Origin of the sequence: uncultured Sphingopyxis sp., from assembly GCF_900078365.1 — a bacterium.
Taxonomy (GTDB): Bacteria; Pseudomonadota; Alphaproteobacteria; order Sphingomonadales; family Sphingomonadaceae; genus Sphingopyxis.
This window is the reverse complement of the sequence record NZ_LT598653.1, coordinates 1,195,872-1,213,427: the sequence shown is the minus strand read 5'-3', so window position 1 is coordinate 1,213,427 and position 17,556 is coordinate 1,195,872. Positions and strand designations below refer to the sequence as shown.

21 protein-coding genes and 1 pseudogene are annotated in these 17,556 nt (G+C 65.3%); 12 read left to right on the top strand and 10 right to left on the bottom strand.

Annotated elements, in window-relative coordinates:
* Positions 1-100: 100 nt before the first annotated feature.
* The gene (gene leuA, locus QZL87_RS05345; protein WP_295324858.1) at positions 101-1,765 is read left to right on the top strand and encodes a 2-isopropylmalate synthase; all 1,665 of its coding nucleotides are present in this window, start codon (positions 101-103) and stop codon (positions 1,763-1,765) included.
* Positions 1,766-1,782: 17 nt separating this feature from the next.
* Here leuA and QZL87_RS05340 read toward each other — a convergent pair whose 3' ends face one another.
* Positions 1,783-2,364: a hypothetical protein gene (locus QZL87_RS05340; RefSeq protein WP_295324855.1), complete on the bottom strand. Its 582-nt coding sequence runs from the start codon at positions 2,362-2,364 to the stop codon at positions 1,783-1,785.
* A 94-nt stretch (positions 2,365-2,458) separates the two neighbouring features.
* Here QZL87_RS05340 and QZL87_RS05335 point away from each other — a divergent pair, with 94 nt between their 5' ends.
* From QZL87_RS05335 to QZL87_RS05310, 6 genes are all read left to right on the top strand, one after another.
* Positions 2,459-3,523: a hypothetical protein gene (locus tag QZL87_RS05335; protein ID WP_295324852.1), complete on the top strand. Its 1,065-nt coding sequence runs from the start codon at positions 2,459-2,461 to the stop codon at positions 3,521-3,523.
* A 78-nt stretch (positions 3,524-3,601) separates the two neighbouring features.
* Entirely contained in the window at positions 3,602-4,585 is a 984-nt protein-coding gene (locus QZL87_RS05330; RefSeq protein ID WP_295324849.1) for a hypothetical protein, read from the top strand.
* A 301-nt stretch (positions 4,586-4,886) separates the two neighbouring features.
* Positions 4,887-5,093: a cold-shock protein gene (locus tag QZL87_RS05325; RefSeq protein ID WP_295324847.1), complete on the top strand. Its 207-nt coding sequence runs from the start codon at positions 4,887-4,889 to the stop codon at positions 5,091-5,093.
* Positions 5,094-5,096: 3 nt separating this feature from the next.
* Positions 5,097-5,360 (top strand): translation initiation factor IF-1, encoded by a 264-nt coding sequence (gene infA / locus QZL87_RS05320; RefSeq protein ID WP_295324845.1) that lies wholly within the window; start codon positions 5,097-5,099, stop codon positions 5,358-5,360.
* 65 nt (positions 5,361-5,425) lie between these two features.
* Positions 5,426-5,578: a hypothetical protein gene (locus QZL87_RS05315; RefSeq protein WP_295324842.1), complete on the top strand. Its 153-nt coding sequence runs from the start codon at positions 5,426-5,428 to the stop codon at positions 5,576-5,578.
* A 26-nt stretch (positions 5,579-5,604) separates the two neighbouring features.
* Entirely contained in the window at positions 5,605-5,799 is a 195-nt protein-coding gene (locus QZL87_RS05310) for a hypothetical protein (RefSeq protein WP_295324839.1), read from the top strand.
* A gap of 5 nt (positions 5,800-5,804) precedes the next feature.
* On the opposite strand, the gene QZL87_RS05305 is transcribed toward QZL87_RS05310, so the two are convergent.
* Entirely contained in the window at positions 5,805-6,719 is a 915-nt protein-coding gene (locus QZL87_RS05305; protein ID WP_295324836.1) for an AraC family transcriptional regulator, read from the bottom strand.
* Positions 6,720-6,895: 176 nt separating this feature from the next.
* On the opposite strand from QZL87_RS05305, the gene QZL87_RS05300 reads away from it, so the two are divergent.
* The 3 genes from QZL87_RS05300 to QZL87_RS05290 all read left to right on the top strand — a co-directional run bounded on the left by QZL87_RS05300 (position 6,896) and on the right by QZL87_RS05290 (position 8,937).
* On the top strand, positions 6,896-7,858 hold the full coding sequence (locus QZL87_RS05300) for an SDR family NAD(P)-dependent oxidoreductase (RefSeq protein ID WP_295324834.1): 963 nt from the start codon (positions 6,896-6,898) through the stop codon (positions 7,856-7,858).
* Positions 7,859-7,928: 70 nt separating this feature from the next.
* The gene (locus QZL87_RS05295) at positions 7,929-8,462 is read left to right on the top strand and encodes a GNAT family N-acetyltransferase (RefSeq protein ID WP_295324831.1); all 534 of its coding nucleotides are present in this window, start codon (positions 7,929-7,931) and stop codon (positions 8,460-8,462) included.
* Between the two features lie 100 nt (positions 8,463-8,562).
* Positions 8,563-8,937, top strand: a complete 375-nt coding sequence (locus QZL87_RS05290) for a glycine zipper 2TM domain-containing protein (protein WP_295324828.1) — start codon at positions 8,563-8,565, stop codon at positions 8,935-8,937.
* Positions 8,938-8,959: 22 nt separating this feature from the next.
* Here the strand turns inward: QZL87_RS05290 and QZL87_RS05285 are convergent, their stop codons facing one another.
* The 6 genes and pseudogenes from QZL87_RS05285 to QZL87_RS05260 form a co-directional block, all read right to left on the bottom strand.
* Positions 8,960-9,265 (bottom strand): hypothetical protein, encoded by a 306-nt coding sequence (locus QZL87_RS05285; protein WP_295324825.1) that lies wholly within the window; start codon positions 9,263-9,265, stop codon positions 8,960-8,962.
* A 242-nt stretch (positions 9,266-9,507) separates the two neighbouring features.
* The gene (locus QZL87_RS05280; RefSeq protein ID WP_295326763.1) at positions 9,508-10,566 is read right to left on the bottom strand and encodes a choice-of-anchor A family protein; all 1,059 of its coding nucleotides are present in this window, start codon (positions 10,564-10,566) and stop codon (positions 9,508-9,510) included.
* Between the two features lie 193 nt (positions 10,567-10,759).
* Positions 10,760-11,428, bottom strand: a complete 669-nt coding sequence (locus tag QZL87_RS05275; RefSeq protein ID WP_295326760.1) for a DUF6445 family protein — start codon at positions 11,426-11,428, stop codon at positions 10,760-10,762.
* Positions 11,428-12,690, bottom strand: coding sequence for a DUF6596 domain-containing protein (locus QZL87_RS05270; protein WP_295324822.1), 1,263 nt, complete (start codon positions 12,688-12,690; stop codon positions 11,428-11,430). Before QZL87_RS05270 ends, QZL87_RS05275 begins: the two co-directional genes overlap by 1 nt.
* Before the next feature lie 136 nt (positions 12,691-12,826).
* Positions 12,827-13,177: pseudogene (locus QZL87_RS05265) on the bottom strand (YciI family protein); the annotation flags it as partial.
* Between the two features lie 90 nt (positions 13,178-13,267).
* Positions 13,268-14,281, bottom strand: a complete 1,014-nt coding sequence (locus QZL87_RS05260; RefSeq protein WP_295324819.1) for a GlxA family transcriptional regulator — start codon at positions 14,279-14,281, stop codon at positions 13,268-13,270.
* 128 nt (positions 14,282-14,409) lie between these two features.
* Between QZL87_RS05260 and QZL87_RS05255 the strand changes: the two genes are divergently transcribed.
* Positions 14,410-15,237, top strand: a complete 828-nt coding sequence (locus QZL87_RS05255) for an alpha/beta hydrolase (protein WP_295324816.1) — start codon at positions 14,410-14,412, stop codon at positions 15,235-15,237.
* Positions 15,238-15,291: 54 nt separating this feature from the next.
* Complete coding sequence (locus QZL87_RS05250) at positions 15,292-15,786, top strand: hypothetical protein (RefSeq protein WP_295324812.1); 495 nt, start codon at positions 15,292-15,294, stop codon at positions 15,784-15,786.
* 36 nt (positions 15,787-15,822) lie between these two features.
* On the opposite strand, the gene QZL87_RS05245 is transcribed toward QZL87_RS05250, so the two are convergent.
* Positions 15,823-16,563: a CPBP family intramembrane glutamic endopeptidase gene (locus QZL87_RS05245; protein WP_295324809.1), complete on the bottom strand. Its 741-nt coding sequence runs from the start codon at positions 16,561-16,563 to the stop codon at positions 15,823-15,825.
* Positions 16,564-16,836: 273 nt separating this feature from the next.
* On the bottom strand, positions 16,837-17,523 hold the full coding sequence (locus QZL87_RS05240) for an AraC family transcriptional regulator (protein WP_295324807.1): 687 nt from the start codon (positions 17,521-17,523) through the stop codon (positions 16,837-16,839).
* Positions 17,524-17,556 lie beyond the last annotated feature (33 nt).

Genomic DNA, 17,556 nt, shown 5'->3' with positions numbered 1-17,556 from the left:
TACACGCCCTTGGGCGTGACACTGGCTGCGCGCTAGTCGCGGCCACCCGCTCAAGGGTCCGACCGACACCGACGCAACCACCAGAAGAAGTTATACCGACATGACCATGCTCCGCGATCCGTCCGCGAAATATTCGGCTTTCCCGCAGGTTCCCTTGACGAACCGCGAATGGCCCACCCGCGTCACCACCAAGGCGCCGATCTGGCTCTCCACCGACCTGCGCGACGGCAACCAGTCGTTGATCGACCCGATGGACGCCGAGAAAAAGACGCGCTTCTTCGACCTGCTCGTCAAGAGCGGCTTCAAGGAGATCGAGGTCGGCTTCCCCGCCAGCGGCGCGACCGACTTCGACTATATCCAGAACCTCGTGCGCAGCGGCCGCATCCCCGGCGACGTCACGCCGCAGGTGCTGACGCAAAGCCGCGCCGACCTCATCCGCACCAGCTTCGACAGCCTCGAAGGCGCAAAGACCGCGATCGTCCACGTCTATAACGCGGTCAGCCCCGCGTGGCGCAAGATCGTCTTCGGCATGGAGATGGACGAGATCAAGGGCATCGCGATCGAGGGCGCAAAGCAGCTCCGCGATAATGCCGCACGCCTGCCCGGCACCGACTGGCGCTTCGAATATAGCCCCGAAACCTTCTCGACCGCCGAGCTCGATTTCAGCATCGCCTGCTGCGAAGCGGTGATGGACATCCTCCAGCCCACCGCCGACAAGCCGATCATCCTCAACCTCCCCGCAACGGTCGAGGCGTCGACGGCGAACATCTACGCCGACCAGATCGAATATTTCTGCAAGAACCTCCCCAATCGCGACCGCGCGATCATCAGCCTGCACACCCACAACGACCGCGGCACCGGCGTCGCGGCGGCCGAGCTCGGCCTGCTCGCGGGCGCCGACCGCGTCGAGGGCTGCCTGTTCGGCAATGGCGAGCGCACCGGCAACACCTGCCTCGTCACGATCGCGCTCAACATGTACACGCAGGGCGTCGACCCGCAGCTCGACTTCTCGAACATCGACGAGGTCATCCAGACGGTCGAATATTGCAACAACCTGCCCGTCCACCCGCGCCACCCCTATGGCGGCGAGCTCGTCTACACCGCCTTTTCGGGCAGCCACCAGGACGCGATCAAGAAGGGCTTCGCCGCGCGCGAACGCCAGAATGACGAGCGCTGGGAAGTCCCCTATCTGCCCATCGACCCCGCCGACCTCGGCCGCAGCTACGAAGCGGTGATCCGCGTCAACAGCCAGTCGGGCAAGGGCGGCGTCGCATGGGTGCTCGAACAGGACAAGGGCCTGAAACTGCCCAAGAGGATGCAGGCGAGCTTCAGCCATGTCGTCCAGGCGCTCGCCGACGAAACGAGCCGCGAACTCGGCGCCGACGACATCTGGCACGCGTTCGAGGGCCAATACCTGGCGACCGAAGCCAAGCGCTTCCAGCTCGTCGACTGGCACGAAACCCACTCGGGCGCCGACCGCATCTTCGCCGGCAAGCTCACCATCGACGGCACCGCGCGCAGCGTCAGCGGCCGCGGCAACGGCCTGATGTCGAGCGTCATCGCGGCCTTGAGCGAAAGCGGCGGCCCGGTGATGGACATCGTCGACTATAGCGAGCACGCGATCGGCCAGGGCAGCAATGTGCAGGCCGCGGCCTATGTCGAATGCCGCACCGCCGACGGGAAAAGCCTGTTCGGCTGCGGGCTGGATACCGACGTGGCGACCGCGAGCGTGCGGGCGATCCTTAGCGCAGCGAATGGGGCATAAACTACCGAGAAGCAAAATTAACTGGGTACTTTGCTCAACGCTTTGGACACCGTCTCAACTAGATCATAAAAGCGATACGCATCGGTCGGAGACACTTCATGCTCATGGGCTGCGGTGTTTCTAATCTTCTGAAGATCCCGAATCATATTGTGGATTGAAGAACTTATGTCTCCAGATCGCAATAAATCGTCGATGATTGCTCGGATCGTAGGGAGGCGACGCACATCCATTTGGCGAAACGTGCCAATTTGCCTCAATCGACGATCGACGGAAGCCCAAGAGTCGAGAATTGCAGCAGATGGGGAAATCTCAAGCAAACGCTGAAATCGATCATCCGGAAGCGGCGTAGGCGCGCCACCATCAATCTCAGAAATAGCCTTGGAGGCCGTTTCGACTTTGTCCAACTGCGTCGCTAGTTCGACACTGGTGTCGCCCCAAGACAGCCGTCTAATTTTATTCAGCAGGCTAGCAATTTGCTTTCGAAATGCGAATGCGATGACCACAATAGCGATCGGCCATGACACTGAGCTCACGACGGAGGCTATAAACTCCAGCCACCCCATCCCCTCCGGCCCTTTCGAGATTGTTACATCAATCATTGCGACCCCCGCCACGCTTTTCCGATCCCTTTTCAAGCGCTAGAAGCCACGAGTCCAGTCTCATAATTTCGTCACCTTAAGGCAATCGATATCCATGATCACAGATGTCTTTCCTCGTCGATACTCCAAGACCAAGATCAGAGATCAGTATTATGAGGAGGATCGCCGCTTTCTTAATCAGGCGTCTACAATCATGCTTTCCGGGCGATTGTGGGATGGAGGAATAACAGAAAAGGTCACCGACCACGCTGAAAACAGTTTCAAACAGGCCCATGATACGCTTGCTTTGGAACTGGGAGTGGAATTTCTTAGTGATCGCTGGATATTTCGCACAACGGAATATAACGGAAACAAGACAACTCAAAGCTACAAAAACAGCTATGCGACAATCTGTAAGAATTTTCTTATCAAAGCTCCGAGCGATCTGTCGCTCGGCGATGCGTGGGTGAAGGACAGGATCGGTCTAATTGAGATCGCTTTTTCACTTCGCGAAAAGCAATTAGCTCTTGCAGACATTGAGCTTCCGCAGAAAATCCGAGATGCCGAGCGAGCGGCAACCATGATGCCCTCACCACGCGTCATACGTGTTCCCGGAAATAGGGTCGAAGCCATAAAGACCATGCATCAGCGCCGAAGAGAAGTTTTCTCCGAGTTGGTCATTGAGCTAAATGAGCGAATGAAGCTCGCACTTTATAAGCTGACATATAACAATGGCCTCATCCAAATATCAGATGACGAACTGACGTCTAGCGAGATCGAAGAACCCTTTTGGCCGCTGATATCCCAGTCGCCTTGGGAGAATGTCGATATCCAGATGAAAGAGGCGATCGATTGCAGAGACACGGGGGACCGTATGGCCGCATTTCACGCCGTTAGTGCCCTAGAAAGCTGCATCAAGATTATTAGCCAGTCCAAAGGCTGGAGCACTGGAAAAGAAAAAGGCGCAGCAAATTTCGTGGATAATCTCGTGAGCAAAAACAATGGGGGTTTCATATCCGTGTGGGAGAGTGAAGTTTTAAAATCGCTCTTTAGCAACGTTCGAAATCCATTTGCGCATGGCGCCGGAAGTTCCGAAATGCCTACTCTTACGGTCGAACAAACAAATTGGACGATTGAAACGGCAATGACGTGGATAAAAAGCCTCATAAGACGGCTTTGATTTCATCAGAAACCCCTTTCCTACATTTCACCCATATGGTTCATTCTGTCGGTTTCACCAAACCGAAAGGACGAATCGATGGACGACTCCCCGCACGATCCCGCGTATATTCCCGCCCCCGGCAGCTATCACTGGACGCCGCGGCTCCAGCGCGAGTTTCTGGAGGCTTTCGCCACCAACGGGTCGGTGAAGATTTCGGCGGCAAAGGTCTGCATGTCGCCCGCCGCCGTCTATCAGCTCAAGCAGCGGCCCGAGGGCGCGGCGTTCCGGCTCGGCTGCGCCGCGGCGCTGCTGATCGCGCGCGGGCGGCTCGTCGACGAGCTGCTCGACCGCGCGATCTGGGGGCATGACGAGGTGACCACCGTGATGCGCGAGGAGGACCGCAGCATCTATAAACGCCGCCGCATCGACGGCCGCCTCGGCCTCGCGATGCTCGCGCGGCTCGATCGCATGGTCGAAGCGCAGGCGCCCCAAAACGGAGGACGGCCGGGCGAGGACATGCTCGCACAGACCATCGCCGGCGACTGGCCGGGCTTCCTCGCGCTCTTCGACATTGCCGAGGCCGCGCGCGGCGGGGCCGCTGCGGCGCCGGGCACGGCGGAGGAACAGCCGCACGGCCTCGCCGCCGCGCTCGCGCTCTGGCTCGCCGGTCGCGGCGATCAGGCGAACCCGCTCGCCGCGCTGTGGCGGGACGGTGAAATCGCGAATGAAGTTGCGCAGATTTCCGCCGATTCCGGCGACGAGGACGACGGCGCCGAAACGGTGGAGGAGGCCGCCGCCGCGATGACCGTCTGGTTCGACGACCGCGCCGGCGAATGGCGTACCGACTTTCCGCCGCCCGGCGATTTTTACGGGCATGAGGAGGGCCAGTTCGGCGATCCCGCCTATGCCCGCGCGCTCGACGACGACGAACTCCTCCTCTACGACGCGCTCCGCGACGCCGAGACCGCACCCTTGCGCTTCGCCGGCGAAGCCGCGCGCCGCGCCTTCTTTCGCTTGCCCGATCCGGCGAACGACCCGGCGCCGGGGGGCGGCGAAGCGCGCAAGAGCGCGAGCGGCTAGCCCCCTACTCGTCACCCCGGACTTGATCCGGGGTCCAGCTTTTCGACGTCGCCGAGCGGGACCCCGGATCAAGTCCGGGGTGACGAAAAAAGGGTGAGGCTAGCCCGCTATTTCCATGCGCATCGGCAGCCGCACGGCCCAAACCTTGACTTTTCGAGCAAAACCGCCATATTCGGGAAGCTATCGTCGCCTGCGACGGAAATTTACGGCCCTTCGGGGCACTATCTTCCCTTCACATGCTACCAGCTCCGCCGGTGCTTCTGCCGGTGGATTCCCGTTTCTCGTGAAAGGAAACACCCCCATGCCCATCGGCACCGTAAAATTCTTCAACACCGACAAGGGTTACGGCTTCATCGAGAATGAAGACGGCTCGGGCGACAGCTTCGTCCACATCACCGCGGTCCAGGCCGCGGGCATGGACACGCTCCACAAGGAGCAGCGCGTCTCCTACGAACTCGAAACCGGCAAGAACGGCAAGATTTCGGCGATCAACCTCCAGTCGGCCTGATTATTGACCAAAGAGGAACTGATGACCTTCGAAGGGCAGATCGACGAGATTCTGCCTGACGGGCGCTTCGGCGTCATACTCGAAAACGGTCATCGGGTGATCGTCTATACGGCGGGCCGGATGCGGCGTTTCCGCATCCGGTCGGTCGTCGGTGACGCCGTGCGCGTCGAAATGACGCCTTATGACCTCAGCAGGGGCCGCCTCGTCTACCGCGAACGCGGCAGCGGGCCGGTTACGCCGAGCCAGCGCAAGAGGCGCGGGCTCTAAGTCACCGGATCGGCGCAAGAGGCGCCGATTTCCAAAAATCAAAACACTCAAAATCAAAGATAAAGATGATGACTCTATTCAACAACAATTCCATTTTCCCCGCTCTGCCCGCGCTGTCGCTGGCCGGCAAGGCGCAGACGGCGACCCCGCCGCGCCGCCGCCGCCCGACGCTGTCGCGCCGCGAGCTCCGGCGCCTGATCGCCGAAATGGTCGACTGATCGACTTCACCCCTCAAGGAGCAGCCATGTCCGCCACGATCGAATTCTATGTCGCACAGGCCGAAAAATGCGCCGCCGAGGCCGAGGCCTCGGCGCTGACGCAGGTCCGCGACCGCAATCTGCGCGCCGCCGCGGCGTGGCAGGCGATGGCCGACAAGCTGCTCCACACCGAAAAGCTGCGCGCCGAAAAGGAAGCCGCGGTCACCGCCGCGAAGGCTTAGGAGTTCTAACCCCAAGCCGCGGCGGCCTCCACTTGCGCCGCGCCGCGCAGCCGCTCGGCGTCGCGCGACGGCGGCAGGCCGAAGGCGCGGGCATATTCGCGGCTGAACTGCGATGCGCTCTCATATCCGACCGAGTAAGCCGCGCGGCTCGTCTCGCTGCCCCCCGCGAGCAACCGCCGCGCCGCAAGCAACCGCAGCGTCTTCTGGAACTGCAGCGGGCTCATCGCGGTCGCGGCCTTGAAATGACGATGGAAGGAGGCAACGCTCATCCCCGCGATTTCCGCCAGCGTCGCGGTCGGCAGCATCTTGTCGAAATGCTCGTGCATCCACAGGATCGCGCGCCGCACCCGCGACAGCCGGCTGTCCTCCTGCGCAATCGCGCAGAGTTGCGCGCCGAGCGGCCCTTGCAGCAGGCGATAGAGGATCTCGCGCTCGCGCATCGGCGCGAGCATCGCGACGTCGTCCGGCCGGTCGAGCAGCCCGAGCAGCCCCGCCCACGCCTCGACCAGCTCCTCGGTCACCGACGCGACGGCAAAGCCCGCGAGGTCGCCCGGCGGCGCATGGCCGATGCCTGCGGGATCCATGCTGGCGATCAGGTCGGCGAGCGCCGCGCGGTCGAGGCGCAACGCCGCCGCGACATAGGGCTTGTCGGGGGTCGCCTCGACCACCCGGCCGACCGCGGGCAGGTCGAGCGAGGCGACGAAATAGCTCGACGCATCGTATCGCAGCACCTGGTCGCCGATCGCAACCTGCTTCGTTCCTTGCAGGATCAGGCAGGTGACGGGCTCGTAAACGGTCGCGATCTCGCTCGTCGGCGCGCATTGCGTCGCGACGACGAGCCGCGGCACGGGCGTCTCGCAATAGGGAGAAAGCGCGTGGCGCCGCACCTGTTCGCAGATCGAGTCGAGCCTGTCCCGCATGGCTCCAACATCGGACGCCGCGCGCTTCTGCGCAAGACGCGGGCTCGCGCCCGGCACTCGATTGACAGGAATAGGCAAGCAGATGCCATGATCGGGCAGCGCGACGGCGGGTGGATGCCCTATCTTGATCGCAGCAGGGCCCTCCCCTCCGCCCTGCCCGATCCAAGGAGTGTTCCATGACCCAGTTCAACGCCAAATCGACCACCGACGACGTGCTTGCGGGCGTCGACCTGTCGGGCAAGCGCTTCCTCGTCACCGGCGTGTCGGCCGGGCTCGGCGTCGAGACCGCCCGCGCGCTCGTCGCCCATGGCGCCGATGTCGTCGGCGCAGCGCGCGACCTTGCCAAGGCCGAAGCCGCGACGGCCGAAGTGCGCGAGGCCGCCAAGGCCGGCGGCGGCAGCTTCGAGATCGTCGCGCTCGATCTCGCCTCGCTCGCCAGCGTCCGCGCCGCCGCCGACAAGCTGATCGCCGATGGCCGCGGGTTCGACGTCGTCATCACCAACGCCGGCGTGATGGCGGCGCCCTTCGGCAAGACCGCCGACGGTTTCGAGACGCAGTTCGGCACCAATCACCTCGGCCACTTCGCCTTCGTCAATCGTATCGCGTCGCTGATCGAGGACGGCGGCCGCCTCGTCAGCCTCGCTTCGGCGGGACACCATTTCGCGGACGTCGATCTCGGCGATCCCGGCTTCGACCGCAGCGATTATGATCCGTGGGTCGCCTATGGCCGGTCGAAGACCGCGAACATCCTCTTCGCGGTCGAATTCGACCGCCGTCACCGGGGGCGCGGCGTCCGTGCGGCGGCAGTTCACCCGGGCGGCATCCAGACCGAGCTTTCACGCCACCTCGACGACGGCGCGATCGAAGCCCTGATCGAACAGATCAACGCCGCGGCGCGCGCCGCCGGCGACGAAGCGTTCGAGTTCAAGTCGATCCCGCAGGGCGCGGCGACCTCGGTCTGGGCGGCCGCGGTCGCCGATCCGGCCGAGATCGGCGGGCGCTATCTCGAGGATTGCCAGGTCGCCGGGCTCGCCAACGAAGGGAGCGGGAACCGGGGGGTGCGCGCCTATGCGCTCGATCCCCAAAACGCGAAGGCGCTGTGGGCCAAGAGCGAGGAGATGGTCGGCGAGCGCTTCTGACGCCTCGATCCCTGCGAAGGGCGGACGGCAGTTCTTGCCGCCCGCCCTTCGTGCGTCCTATGGCGAACCGATGTTCACGCACCGCATCGCCACCCCCGCCGACCTCGAAGCCCTGCGCGCGGTGATGGCGCTCGCGATCGCCGAACTGCAAAAAGGCTTCCTCTCCCCCGAACAGATCGCCGCGAGCAACGCCGTCATGGGGCTCGATACCCAGTTGATCGCCGACGGCACCTATTTCATCGTCGAGGAAGGCGAGCAGATCGCGGGTTGCGGCGGCTGGTCGCATCGCGCGACGCTCTATGGCGGCGACCACAGCACGGACCTGCGCGACCCCGCCCCGCTCGACCCCGCGGTCGACGCCGCGCGCATCCGCGCCATGTATACGCATCCCGCCTCTGCGCGGCGCGGCGTCGGCCGCCTGGTAATGGCCTTGTGCGAGGATGCGGCACGCGCCGCCGGGTTTCGCCGCGCCGAAATGATAGCGACGCTGTCGGGCGAACCGCTCTACCGCGCTTGCGGCTACGCCGCCGTCGAACAGGTCGAGGCGCCCGGCCCCAATGGCGTCGCGGTCCCGCTCATCCGCATGGGAAAGGCGCTCGATTGATCGCCGCGCGGAACCAAAAGCCCGGAGCGCCGTTTTCGCCGTTCAGCCCGGGTTATGGTCGACCGTGGCACGATCGACCATAGCAAGGAAAGGATCCGAGATGCGCAAAACTCTTATCGCCGCCATGATGGCGGCCGTCGCCCTTCCCGCCGCGCCGGCGCTCGCCGACCCGCCGCCTTGGGCTCCCGCACACGGAAAACGCGCCAAGCAGGCTGCCATCTACGACAATTATGGCCGCTATTACGAACCGCGCCGGCTCGATCGTGGTTCGCGAATCTGGCGCGGCGACGATGGCCGCTATCACTGCCGCCGCGATAACGGGACGACCGGGCTGATCATCGGCGGCGCCGTCGGCGCGCTCGTCGGGCGCGAACTCGACGGCGGCCGCGATCGCACCGTCGGCACGATTATCGGCGCCGCCGGCGGCGCGCTGCTGGGCCGCGCGATCGATCGCGGCGAGCTACGCTGCCGCTGATGGCAAGCCGCGCCCGGGCGGGTCAGTCGACGACCCAATAATCGGCCGCCCCGCTCGGTTCGCGCCCGCGGCGGCAAATCACCTCGCCCCCGCTCGACAGTTCGGCCCATTCGCCGGTCGGCTCGCGCTCCATCATCGCCAGCGCCGCCGCGACATCCTCGGCCTCGAAGGTCACGCGCTTCTCCATGCCGAACCAGGCGTCCCGATAACGCAGGAGGAAAGCGATCGGTGCGCGCGCATCAGTGGAGGATTCCGGGGCTGCAGGCTCGGGCCGCGGCAGGCAGTCGCAGCCGCCGCGGCCGCTGGAAGTGGCGGAGGGGAATTTCATCGGGGAGAGCCTTCGGTGGGGGAAACGAAGGGGGCGGTCGCACTGGTCTCTCCAGCCTTGGCCGCCGCCGGGGCGAGATTTGGTCGGCGATACATCTCCTGCCGGCGCACCGACGCGATCAGGTTCGCGTGCATGGCCGCAACGCCCAGAAAAAGATATGTTATTTCATTGCCATATATCATCCGTCCGCCCGTCTTCCCCTTCGACGAGCGGCGCGTTCCAATCGACAAACGACTTGACGGTTATTCGCCGCCCTGCCGCGCGCGGCGCCGCCGCCACAGGATCAGCCCCGCGACCCCCAATCCGAACAGGCCGACCATCCCAGGCTCGGGAACCGGCACCGCACCCCCGCTCGATCCGCCACCGCCGGGCGCCCCACCGGTCGAGCTGTCGCCGCCGCTCGATGTCCCGCCGGAGGGCGGCGTGACATAGCCGCCCTTGAAGGTGCCGATGTGCATCTCGCCATTCTGTTTGAGATTGCCGAACACCGCCGATCCCTGGATGTAATTGCGCGTCTCGGCGTCGGCGAGCGGCGCGAGCACCGACCCGCCCCAGGCGGTGGTCAGCCTGAGTTCTTCGGCATCGGGAAAGTTCCAGATCAGATTTTCGCCAAGGTTGGCGGTACCGCCCAGGAAATTGTCGTTGAGGTTGACCGTCCGGCCGCTGACATTGACGATCGCGGTGTCGGCGCCGCCCAGGTTGAACTGGATTTCGCCGATCTTGTCGAGATCGGCCGCCGTGATGGCGAACACCGCGAGCCCCTGCGCGTCCGGCTGCGCGTCGAAGATGCCGCGATTGCCCTGCATGCTCATCTGGCTGTTCGCCGCCAGCGTCCCCATGTCGAACGACAGGCTGCCGAGGCTGCTCTTGAGGTCGGCCTTCTGCTGCTGCAGCCCCAGCCCGAACGCGGGATCGCTCGCGTCGAGATTCGACAAGACGCTGTTCTGGTTGACGTTGGTGTTGCGGATCATGCCGCCCACCTTGACCGTCTGGCTCGGCCCGTTGAGGTTGAAGCCGCTCGTCACATTGCCGCCGACCACCGCACCCGACCCGTTGTTGAGATTCTTGTGACCGCCGTTGACATTGCCCACCACCGTCAGCCCCGGCTGCCCGTTCGCCGACGTTGTGGCGCGGGTCCCGTAATTCGACGAATTGCCGGTGAGGTTTCCGCCGACGAATGTGCGCCCTTCGACCTCGGATGAGGAATCGAGGTTGCCGAGCACGACGAGATTCCATTCGCGCAGCGCGTCGATACCGGTGATCGTTGGATTCTGGGCGAGCGCCGGGATCGACAATGCCATGGCGGCGAGCGCGGCGGGAAGCAGGATGCGGGTGGAGAAAAGCACGGTCGAGCGTCCAGTTTCAAAAGAGAAAGCGCGGCCCATAAGGCGTCCGTCGCCGAGCTTACACCGGAGTGCGGCACGCCGTTGTCCCGATGTGGAACATGGGCCCGTTTCCGGCGCGGACCCGTTGCGAATGTGCGGCGAGTGCCGGTCAGCCGATCGACAGAAAGGCCGTCACCGTCAGCCGCCCATCGATCGGATCGGCCGTCAGCGCGGTCGCCGGCGAAATCGCCCCGCTATGGAGATTCCAGCTGCGATAGAGCAAGGCGCGATTGTAGCGCGCGGCTTCGGTGCGGATCGTTTCGAACAGCGGCGTATCGCCCAGCACATATCCGGGCGCCGGCGCCCCGCCGTGGCGCATCTCGGTGTCGAGATGGCGGAAGAACAGGTCGCGCCGCGCCTCGGTCACCGTCTCGAATCCCGTCGCGCGGTGGCGGAAGAAGGCGGTGCCGTCGCCGCCCTCGGGCGACAGATAATGGACGAGCGCGATGCGGTCTCCGGTGAACGCATCGACATGCGGCAGGCGCTGCGGGATCGTCAGCTCGCCGGGCGGGGTCGACACGATCGAAAAGCTCGCATCGACGACGCGCAGCACCCCCCGCTTTTCGAAGGCCACCGTCGCGGCCTCTGCGATGAGGGGAAGCTGCGTCGCCAAATAGGCCTCGGGAAGCGCCGCGCGAACTCCCGGATAATGGTTGCGCGCCGGGGAAAAATCTGCAGCCGCTGCAAAATGGCGCAAGCCATCGGGGTCGGGCGCGAAATCGTCGAGTATGACGAGCGGCTGTCCCTCGCTTCCGATCGCCTCGACGCGCATCTCCATCACTCGCCGCACGCCGCCGCACGCCCGAGCAGGAAATCGCGCTCGCGCTCGTTCGCGGTCAGCGCCGCCGCCGCCTCGAAGGCGACCCGCGCCTCGCCGCGGCGACCAGCGCGGAACAGAAAATCGCCGCGCGCGGCGGGAAGCGGCGCATAGTTTCGCAGCATAGCCGCGTCGGCGATCTCGTCGACCAGCCGTAGCCCCGCCTCGGGGCCGAACGCCATGCTGTGCGCGACCGCGCGGTTCAGTTCGACCACCGGCGACGGCACCACCTGTCCCAGCCGGTCATAGAGGCCGGCGATCCGCCGCCAGTCGGTCGCCTCGGCGGCCTGCGCCCGCGCATGGCATGCCGCGAGCGCCGCCTGCAGCGCATAGGGTCCGTCGCCGCCGCCTAGCGCCTCCGCCCGCGCCAGCGCATTGAGCCCGCGCCGGATCAGCAGTTGGTCCCAGCGCGCGCGATTCTGTTCGGTCAGCGGCACGAAGCGCCCGTCGGGCCCGGCGCGCGCCGCCAGCCGCGACGCCTGAATCTCGACCAGCGCGAGCAATCCCAGCACCTCGGGCTGCTCGGGCATCAGTCCGGCGAGGATGCGCGCCAGCCGCTGCGCCTCGGCGCAGAGCGGCGGGCGGACGAGCGACGGCCCCGCTGTCGCCGCATAGCCTTCGTTGAAGATCAGGTAGACGACCTCGAGCACCGAGGCGAGCCGCGCCTGAAGCTCGGCGCCGCGCGGCACTTCGAACGCCACGCCCGCCTTGGCGATCGCCTTTTTCGCCCGCGTGATCCGCGCCGCGATCGCCGCCTCGTTCGACAGGAACGCCCGCGCGATCTCCTCGACCGTCAGCCCGCCGACCAGCCGCAGTGTCAGCGCGGCGCGCGCCTCGGGCGAAATGACAGGGTGACAGGCCGCGAAGATCAGCCCGAGCAGTTCATCGCCCAGCACATCGTCGAGCGCCGCCTCGGCGGCTTCCACGCGCATATCCTGCTCCTCGTCGAACTCGCGGGCGATGTCGGCCTGTTTGCGCGACCGCATCGCGTCGTGCCGCGCGCCGTCGATCAGCCGCCGCTTCGCCGCCGCCATCAGCCACGCGCCCGGCCGCTCCGGCACGCCGCGCTCCGGCCATTCGGTCAGGGCGATCAGCAGCGCCTCCTGCGCCAGTTCCTCCGCCCGGTCGACATCGCGCGTCATCCGGGCGAGCGCGGCGATCAGCCGCGCCCGCTCGATCCGGAATGTCGCCTCGATCGCCCGATGGGTCTCGTCCTTCGCCATGCCCGCCTTCTCGGGCAATGCGGCCGGGCAGGCAAGCATGGCGACGGACATCTGCTTATTGGCCGCCGAGCCGGTCGCGCAGCTTCTGCTCGCGCTCGGCGAGTTCGGGGGTCAGTGCCTCGCCGAAATCCTCCATTTCATAAAAAGGTCGGATTTCGAGTTCGCTCGGTCCCGGCATCGGGTTCGGGCAACGCTTCGCCCAGGCGACCGCCTCGTCCATGTCCTTGACCTCCCAGACCCAATAGCCCGCGACGAGTTCGCGCGCCTCGGCGAACGGCCCGTCGATCACCGTCCGGCTCGCGCCGTCGAAGGCGATGCGCTTGCCGGCAGAAGAGGGCTTGAGCCCGTCGCCGTCGACCATCACTCCGGCATTGACCAGTTCCTCGTTAAACTTGCCCATCGCCTCGAACATCTCGGTCATTTCTTCGGTGGGCGGCAGGCCCTTTTCGCTGTCCTCGGTCGCTTTCACGAAAACCATCACACGCATTGTCCATCTCCTTTTCGATCGGGCCAACAGCGGCTCCTGACCACATGACGAACGAGCCGCCGTCAAATCGACAGGGGCCGCAAAAAAAATTCAGGCGACCTCGGCAAGCGATTGCGGCGTCGAAAAACGCTGGCGATATTCATGGGGCGACAGACCGGTCAGGCGGTGGAACAATTTGCGGAACGCCGCCGCATCCTCATAACCCACCGACCAGGCGATCTGGTCGACCGTCCGCCTGGTGAATTCCAACAGCTCGCGCGCCTTGCCGACACGCAGATGCTGGAGATATTCGACCGGCGTCATGCCCGTCGCCGCCTTGAAGCGGCGCTGGAAGGTGCGCTCCTCCATCCCCGCCTCGCGCGCCATCTCGGCCACCGCGACCGGTCCCGTGCCGCGCGCCTGCAGCCAATGCTGCACCTTCAATATCGCTTCGTCGCCATGGTTGAGCCGCGGCGCGAAGCTCGCATAATTTTTCTGCGCGCGTCCCGCCGGGTCGATCAGCAGGAAGCGCGCGGTCTCCATCATCACCGTCGGGCCGAGCAGCCGCTCGACGATGCGTAGACCCAGATCGGTCCACGCCATCAGCCCGCCCGCGGTGACGATGTCGCCGTCATCGACGACCATCCGGTCGACCTCCATCCGCACGTCGGGAAAGCGTGCGCGAAACTCTTCGGCGAAGAACCAGTGCGTCGTCGCGGGACGCCCCGCGAGCAGCCCCGTAGCTGCCAGCACAAAGGCCCCACCGCAATTCGACGCAAGCACGGTTCCTTGCGCATGCCGGTCGAGCAGCCAACGCGCATAGGGTTCGACCTCGCCCGGTTCGAGCAGCTTGTGCAGGCTCCCCGGCGCGATCAGTACCGCGGGCGAATTGGAAGCCGGCTCGTGCGTATGGCTGTCGTGATCGCGCGCAAAGCCCCCATCCTCCTCCAGCCGCCAATGGCTCGCGCGGATCGGGCGGCGCCCATGCTCGACCGCGAAGCGCCCCGCGACATCGAACAGGTCGGTGATGCCATGCACCATCCCCATCTGGCAGTCGGGATAGATCATCATCCCGACCTCGATCAGCGGCACGTTCGCCGCGTCCGGCACCTTCAGCTTGGGCATGGCGGCTCCTTTGTCGGAATCGGCCCGCATAATGTCGTATCCGCCAATTCCACGCAAGGGCGCCCCGGCCTATCTCCTGTCTCACCGGGACGGACATCCCGCCCTCTCGAAACGAAAGGAACCGCATCATGACCACCATCACCACCAAGGACGGCACCAACATCTTCTTCAAGGACTGGGGTCCGAAGGATGGACAGCCGATCGTCTTCTCGCACGGCTGGCCGCTGTCGGCCGACGCCTGGGACGCCCAGATGGTCTTCTTCGCGAACAAGGGCTTCCGCACCATCGCCCACGACCGCCGCAGCCATGGCCGCTCGGATCAGGTCTGGGAAAACAACAATATGGACCAATATGCCGACGACCTCGCCGAACTGATCGAACAGCTCGATCTCAAGGACGTCATCCTCGTCGGCCATTCGACCGGCGGCGGCGAAGTCACCCGCTATATCGGCCGACATGGCACCGCCCGCGTCGCCAAGGTTGCCCTCATCGGCGCGGTTCCTCCGTTGATGCTCAAGACCGAAGCCAACCCCGGCGGCCTCCCGCTCGACGTCTTCGACGGCATCCGCAAGGGCACGTTCGACAACCGCCCGCAATTCTTCAAGGACCTCACGCTGCCCTTCTATGGCTATAACCGCGACGGCGCGGTGGTCAGCGAAGCGGTGCGCGACGAATTCGTGCGGCAGGGCATGAACGGCGGCCTCAAGGGCCTGCTCGACAGCATCCGCGCCTTTTCGGAAAGCGACTTCAACGAGGACCTCAAGAAGTTCGACAAGCCGACGCTCGTCCTCCACGGCGACGACGACCAGATCGTGCCGATCGGCGCCGCGGCGCTCTCGACCGTCAAGATCGTCAGCCAGGCCGTGCTCAAGGTCTATGAAGGCGGCGCCCATGGCCTCACCGTCACCGAGCAGGACCGCTTCAACGCCGACCTTTTGGGCTTCATCAAGAACTGATCCGGACATGCGGGGCGGCGGCGCGGCCGTCGCCCCAAGCAGGGAGCAAAGATCATGATCCTCGGCCTCACCATATCGCAGTTCACCGCACTCCATGTCGCGATCAGCCTGATCGGCATCGGTGCGGGCCTCGTCGCCCTCCCCGCCTTCGCGCGCGGGCGCCTTCTCCGCCGCACGACCCACATCTTCCTCTGGGCGACCTTGCTCACCAGCCTCACCGGCTTCCTCTTTCCGATCGTTGCTTTCACCCCGGCGCTCGGCACCGGCATCCTCTCGACGCTGATCCTCGTCTTCGCCTTCGCCGCCTTTTACGGGCGCAAGCTCGCCGGCCGCGCCGCCACCGTCTATGCCGTCAGCGCCACCGCCGCGCTCTACCTCAACCTCTTCGTGCTGGTCGTGCAGTCCTTCCTGAAAGTGCCCGCGCTCAACGCGCTTGCCCCCAACGGCACCGAACCCCCGTTCGCCGCGGCACAGGGCGCACTCCTCCTCGCGGCGATCCTCTTCGGATATGTCGCGGTCAGGGCAAGCCGCCGGCCTCTCGCGGCCTGAGGCTTCCCGGAAACGGTGCAAGCCGCCCTTGTCGCATCAAGTCCACATCGCGTTGAGCGCGATCACGATCGCCACTTCGGTAAAATTACCCATCCCGTGTGCGACCATCGGCGCGAACAGACTGCGCGACCGCTCCATCAGCCAGACATAGACGAGCCCCCAGGCAAAAGCGTAAATCTGCTGCGCCATCGCCTGATAGAAGGGGTCGACGGTGAAGGATCGCCAGTGCGCCACCCCGAACATCAGCGCGACGATATAGGCGGCGACGGGCAGGTCGAGCGATCCGATCCGCAATCGCCCCGGCACCAGCACGACGAGCATCCCGACGAGCAGCCCGCGAAAGATGGTCTCTTCGGCGAGCCCCGTCGTGATCATTCCGAGCAGATAACCCGCCGAATCGAGTGGATATTTCGAATAGCTCATGTCGGGCGCGGCCTGTGCCGCGAGCGGGGGCCAGTAATCGGCGACGAGCATCACCAGCCCCATCCCGATCCCGATCAGGAAAGCGGGCCCGGCGTAGCTGCGCCCCGGCGGCCAGCGCAGATGATCGTCGGCGGCGGGAAGCAACCGGCGCATGATCAGGATTGCGATGAGGCCAAGCAGCGCCTGAAAGGCGATGGCAAAGAGCAGGAACACCGAAACATGGTCGGTCCATAGCGTTTCGCCGGCGCGATACAGCGCCCGCGCCGGGACACGCCCGAGGTCGAGCAACCCTTGCATCAGCAGCGCGGCGAAAAGGATCGGCCACAAGCGAAAGCGGAAGCCGGAAAGCGCCACGAGGGGGCGCGGCGAAGCGGGGGAGAGGCTGGTCATGCCCGCTGCCTAACGTGGCGCGGAGCCGCGTTTCTTGAACAAATGTGATGGGCAGTGACGCGTTCGACCGATTGCTGCCGATCCTCCCCGGCACGGGGAGGGGGACCACCGAAGGTGGTGGAGGGGCTCGGGCGGAGTCGCGCGACGCATAAAGGGCAGGAAACAGCTCGCGTGCCCCTCCACCATGCTTCGCATGGTCCCCCTCCCCCAAGGGGGAGGATCGTCCGCTCACCACCTCTAAACCGGCACCGCTCCACCTACCGCCACCCGCCAGCGCCGCGGCGACATCCCGGTCAAGGTCGTTACCGCACGCGTCATATGCGCCTGATCGGCATAGCCCGCCTCCACCGCGATCCCCGCAAGGCTGTCCTTGCTCGCGACGATCATCCGCCACGTCCGCTTCGCCTGACAATCGGCGCGATAGGCAGCGGGCGAAACGCCATAGAGCTTCTCGAAGCTGCGCGACACATGCTCGCGCGACCGGCCGCGCGCCGCCGCCCATTCGCCGATCCGCGGCGATGCCGACGCGCGCAGCACAGCCGACAACTGATCGGGCAACTCTTCCTCCTCGTTCGCCGGCGCGGGCGCGAGTTCGCTCAGCAGCGCCGCGACCGCCTCGGCCGGGTCGCGTTCGGCCAGCCGGACGATCCATTCGGGATCGGCGAGTCGCGCGCGCGCCGGCCAGTCGCGGCCGTCGAACGGCAGCGGCAGGTCGAGCACGACAGTCCGCTTCGCCGATATCCGGTCGCGATGCGCCGAAAAGGGCCCGTGGAGCAGCACTTCGCCCGCCCGCGCTGCCATCCGCCCGGCGTCACCGGCCTCCTCATATGCACCGGTCAGCACCACCGTCGCATAGGGTTCGCGATGACGGTGCCGTGCGATGTCGGCCGCGGCGGGCAACAGGCTGGGCTGGAGCAACTGCATCGCCCGATCCTGTCGCGCCCGGCCGGCGATCGC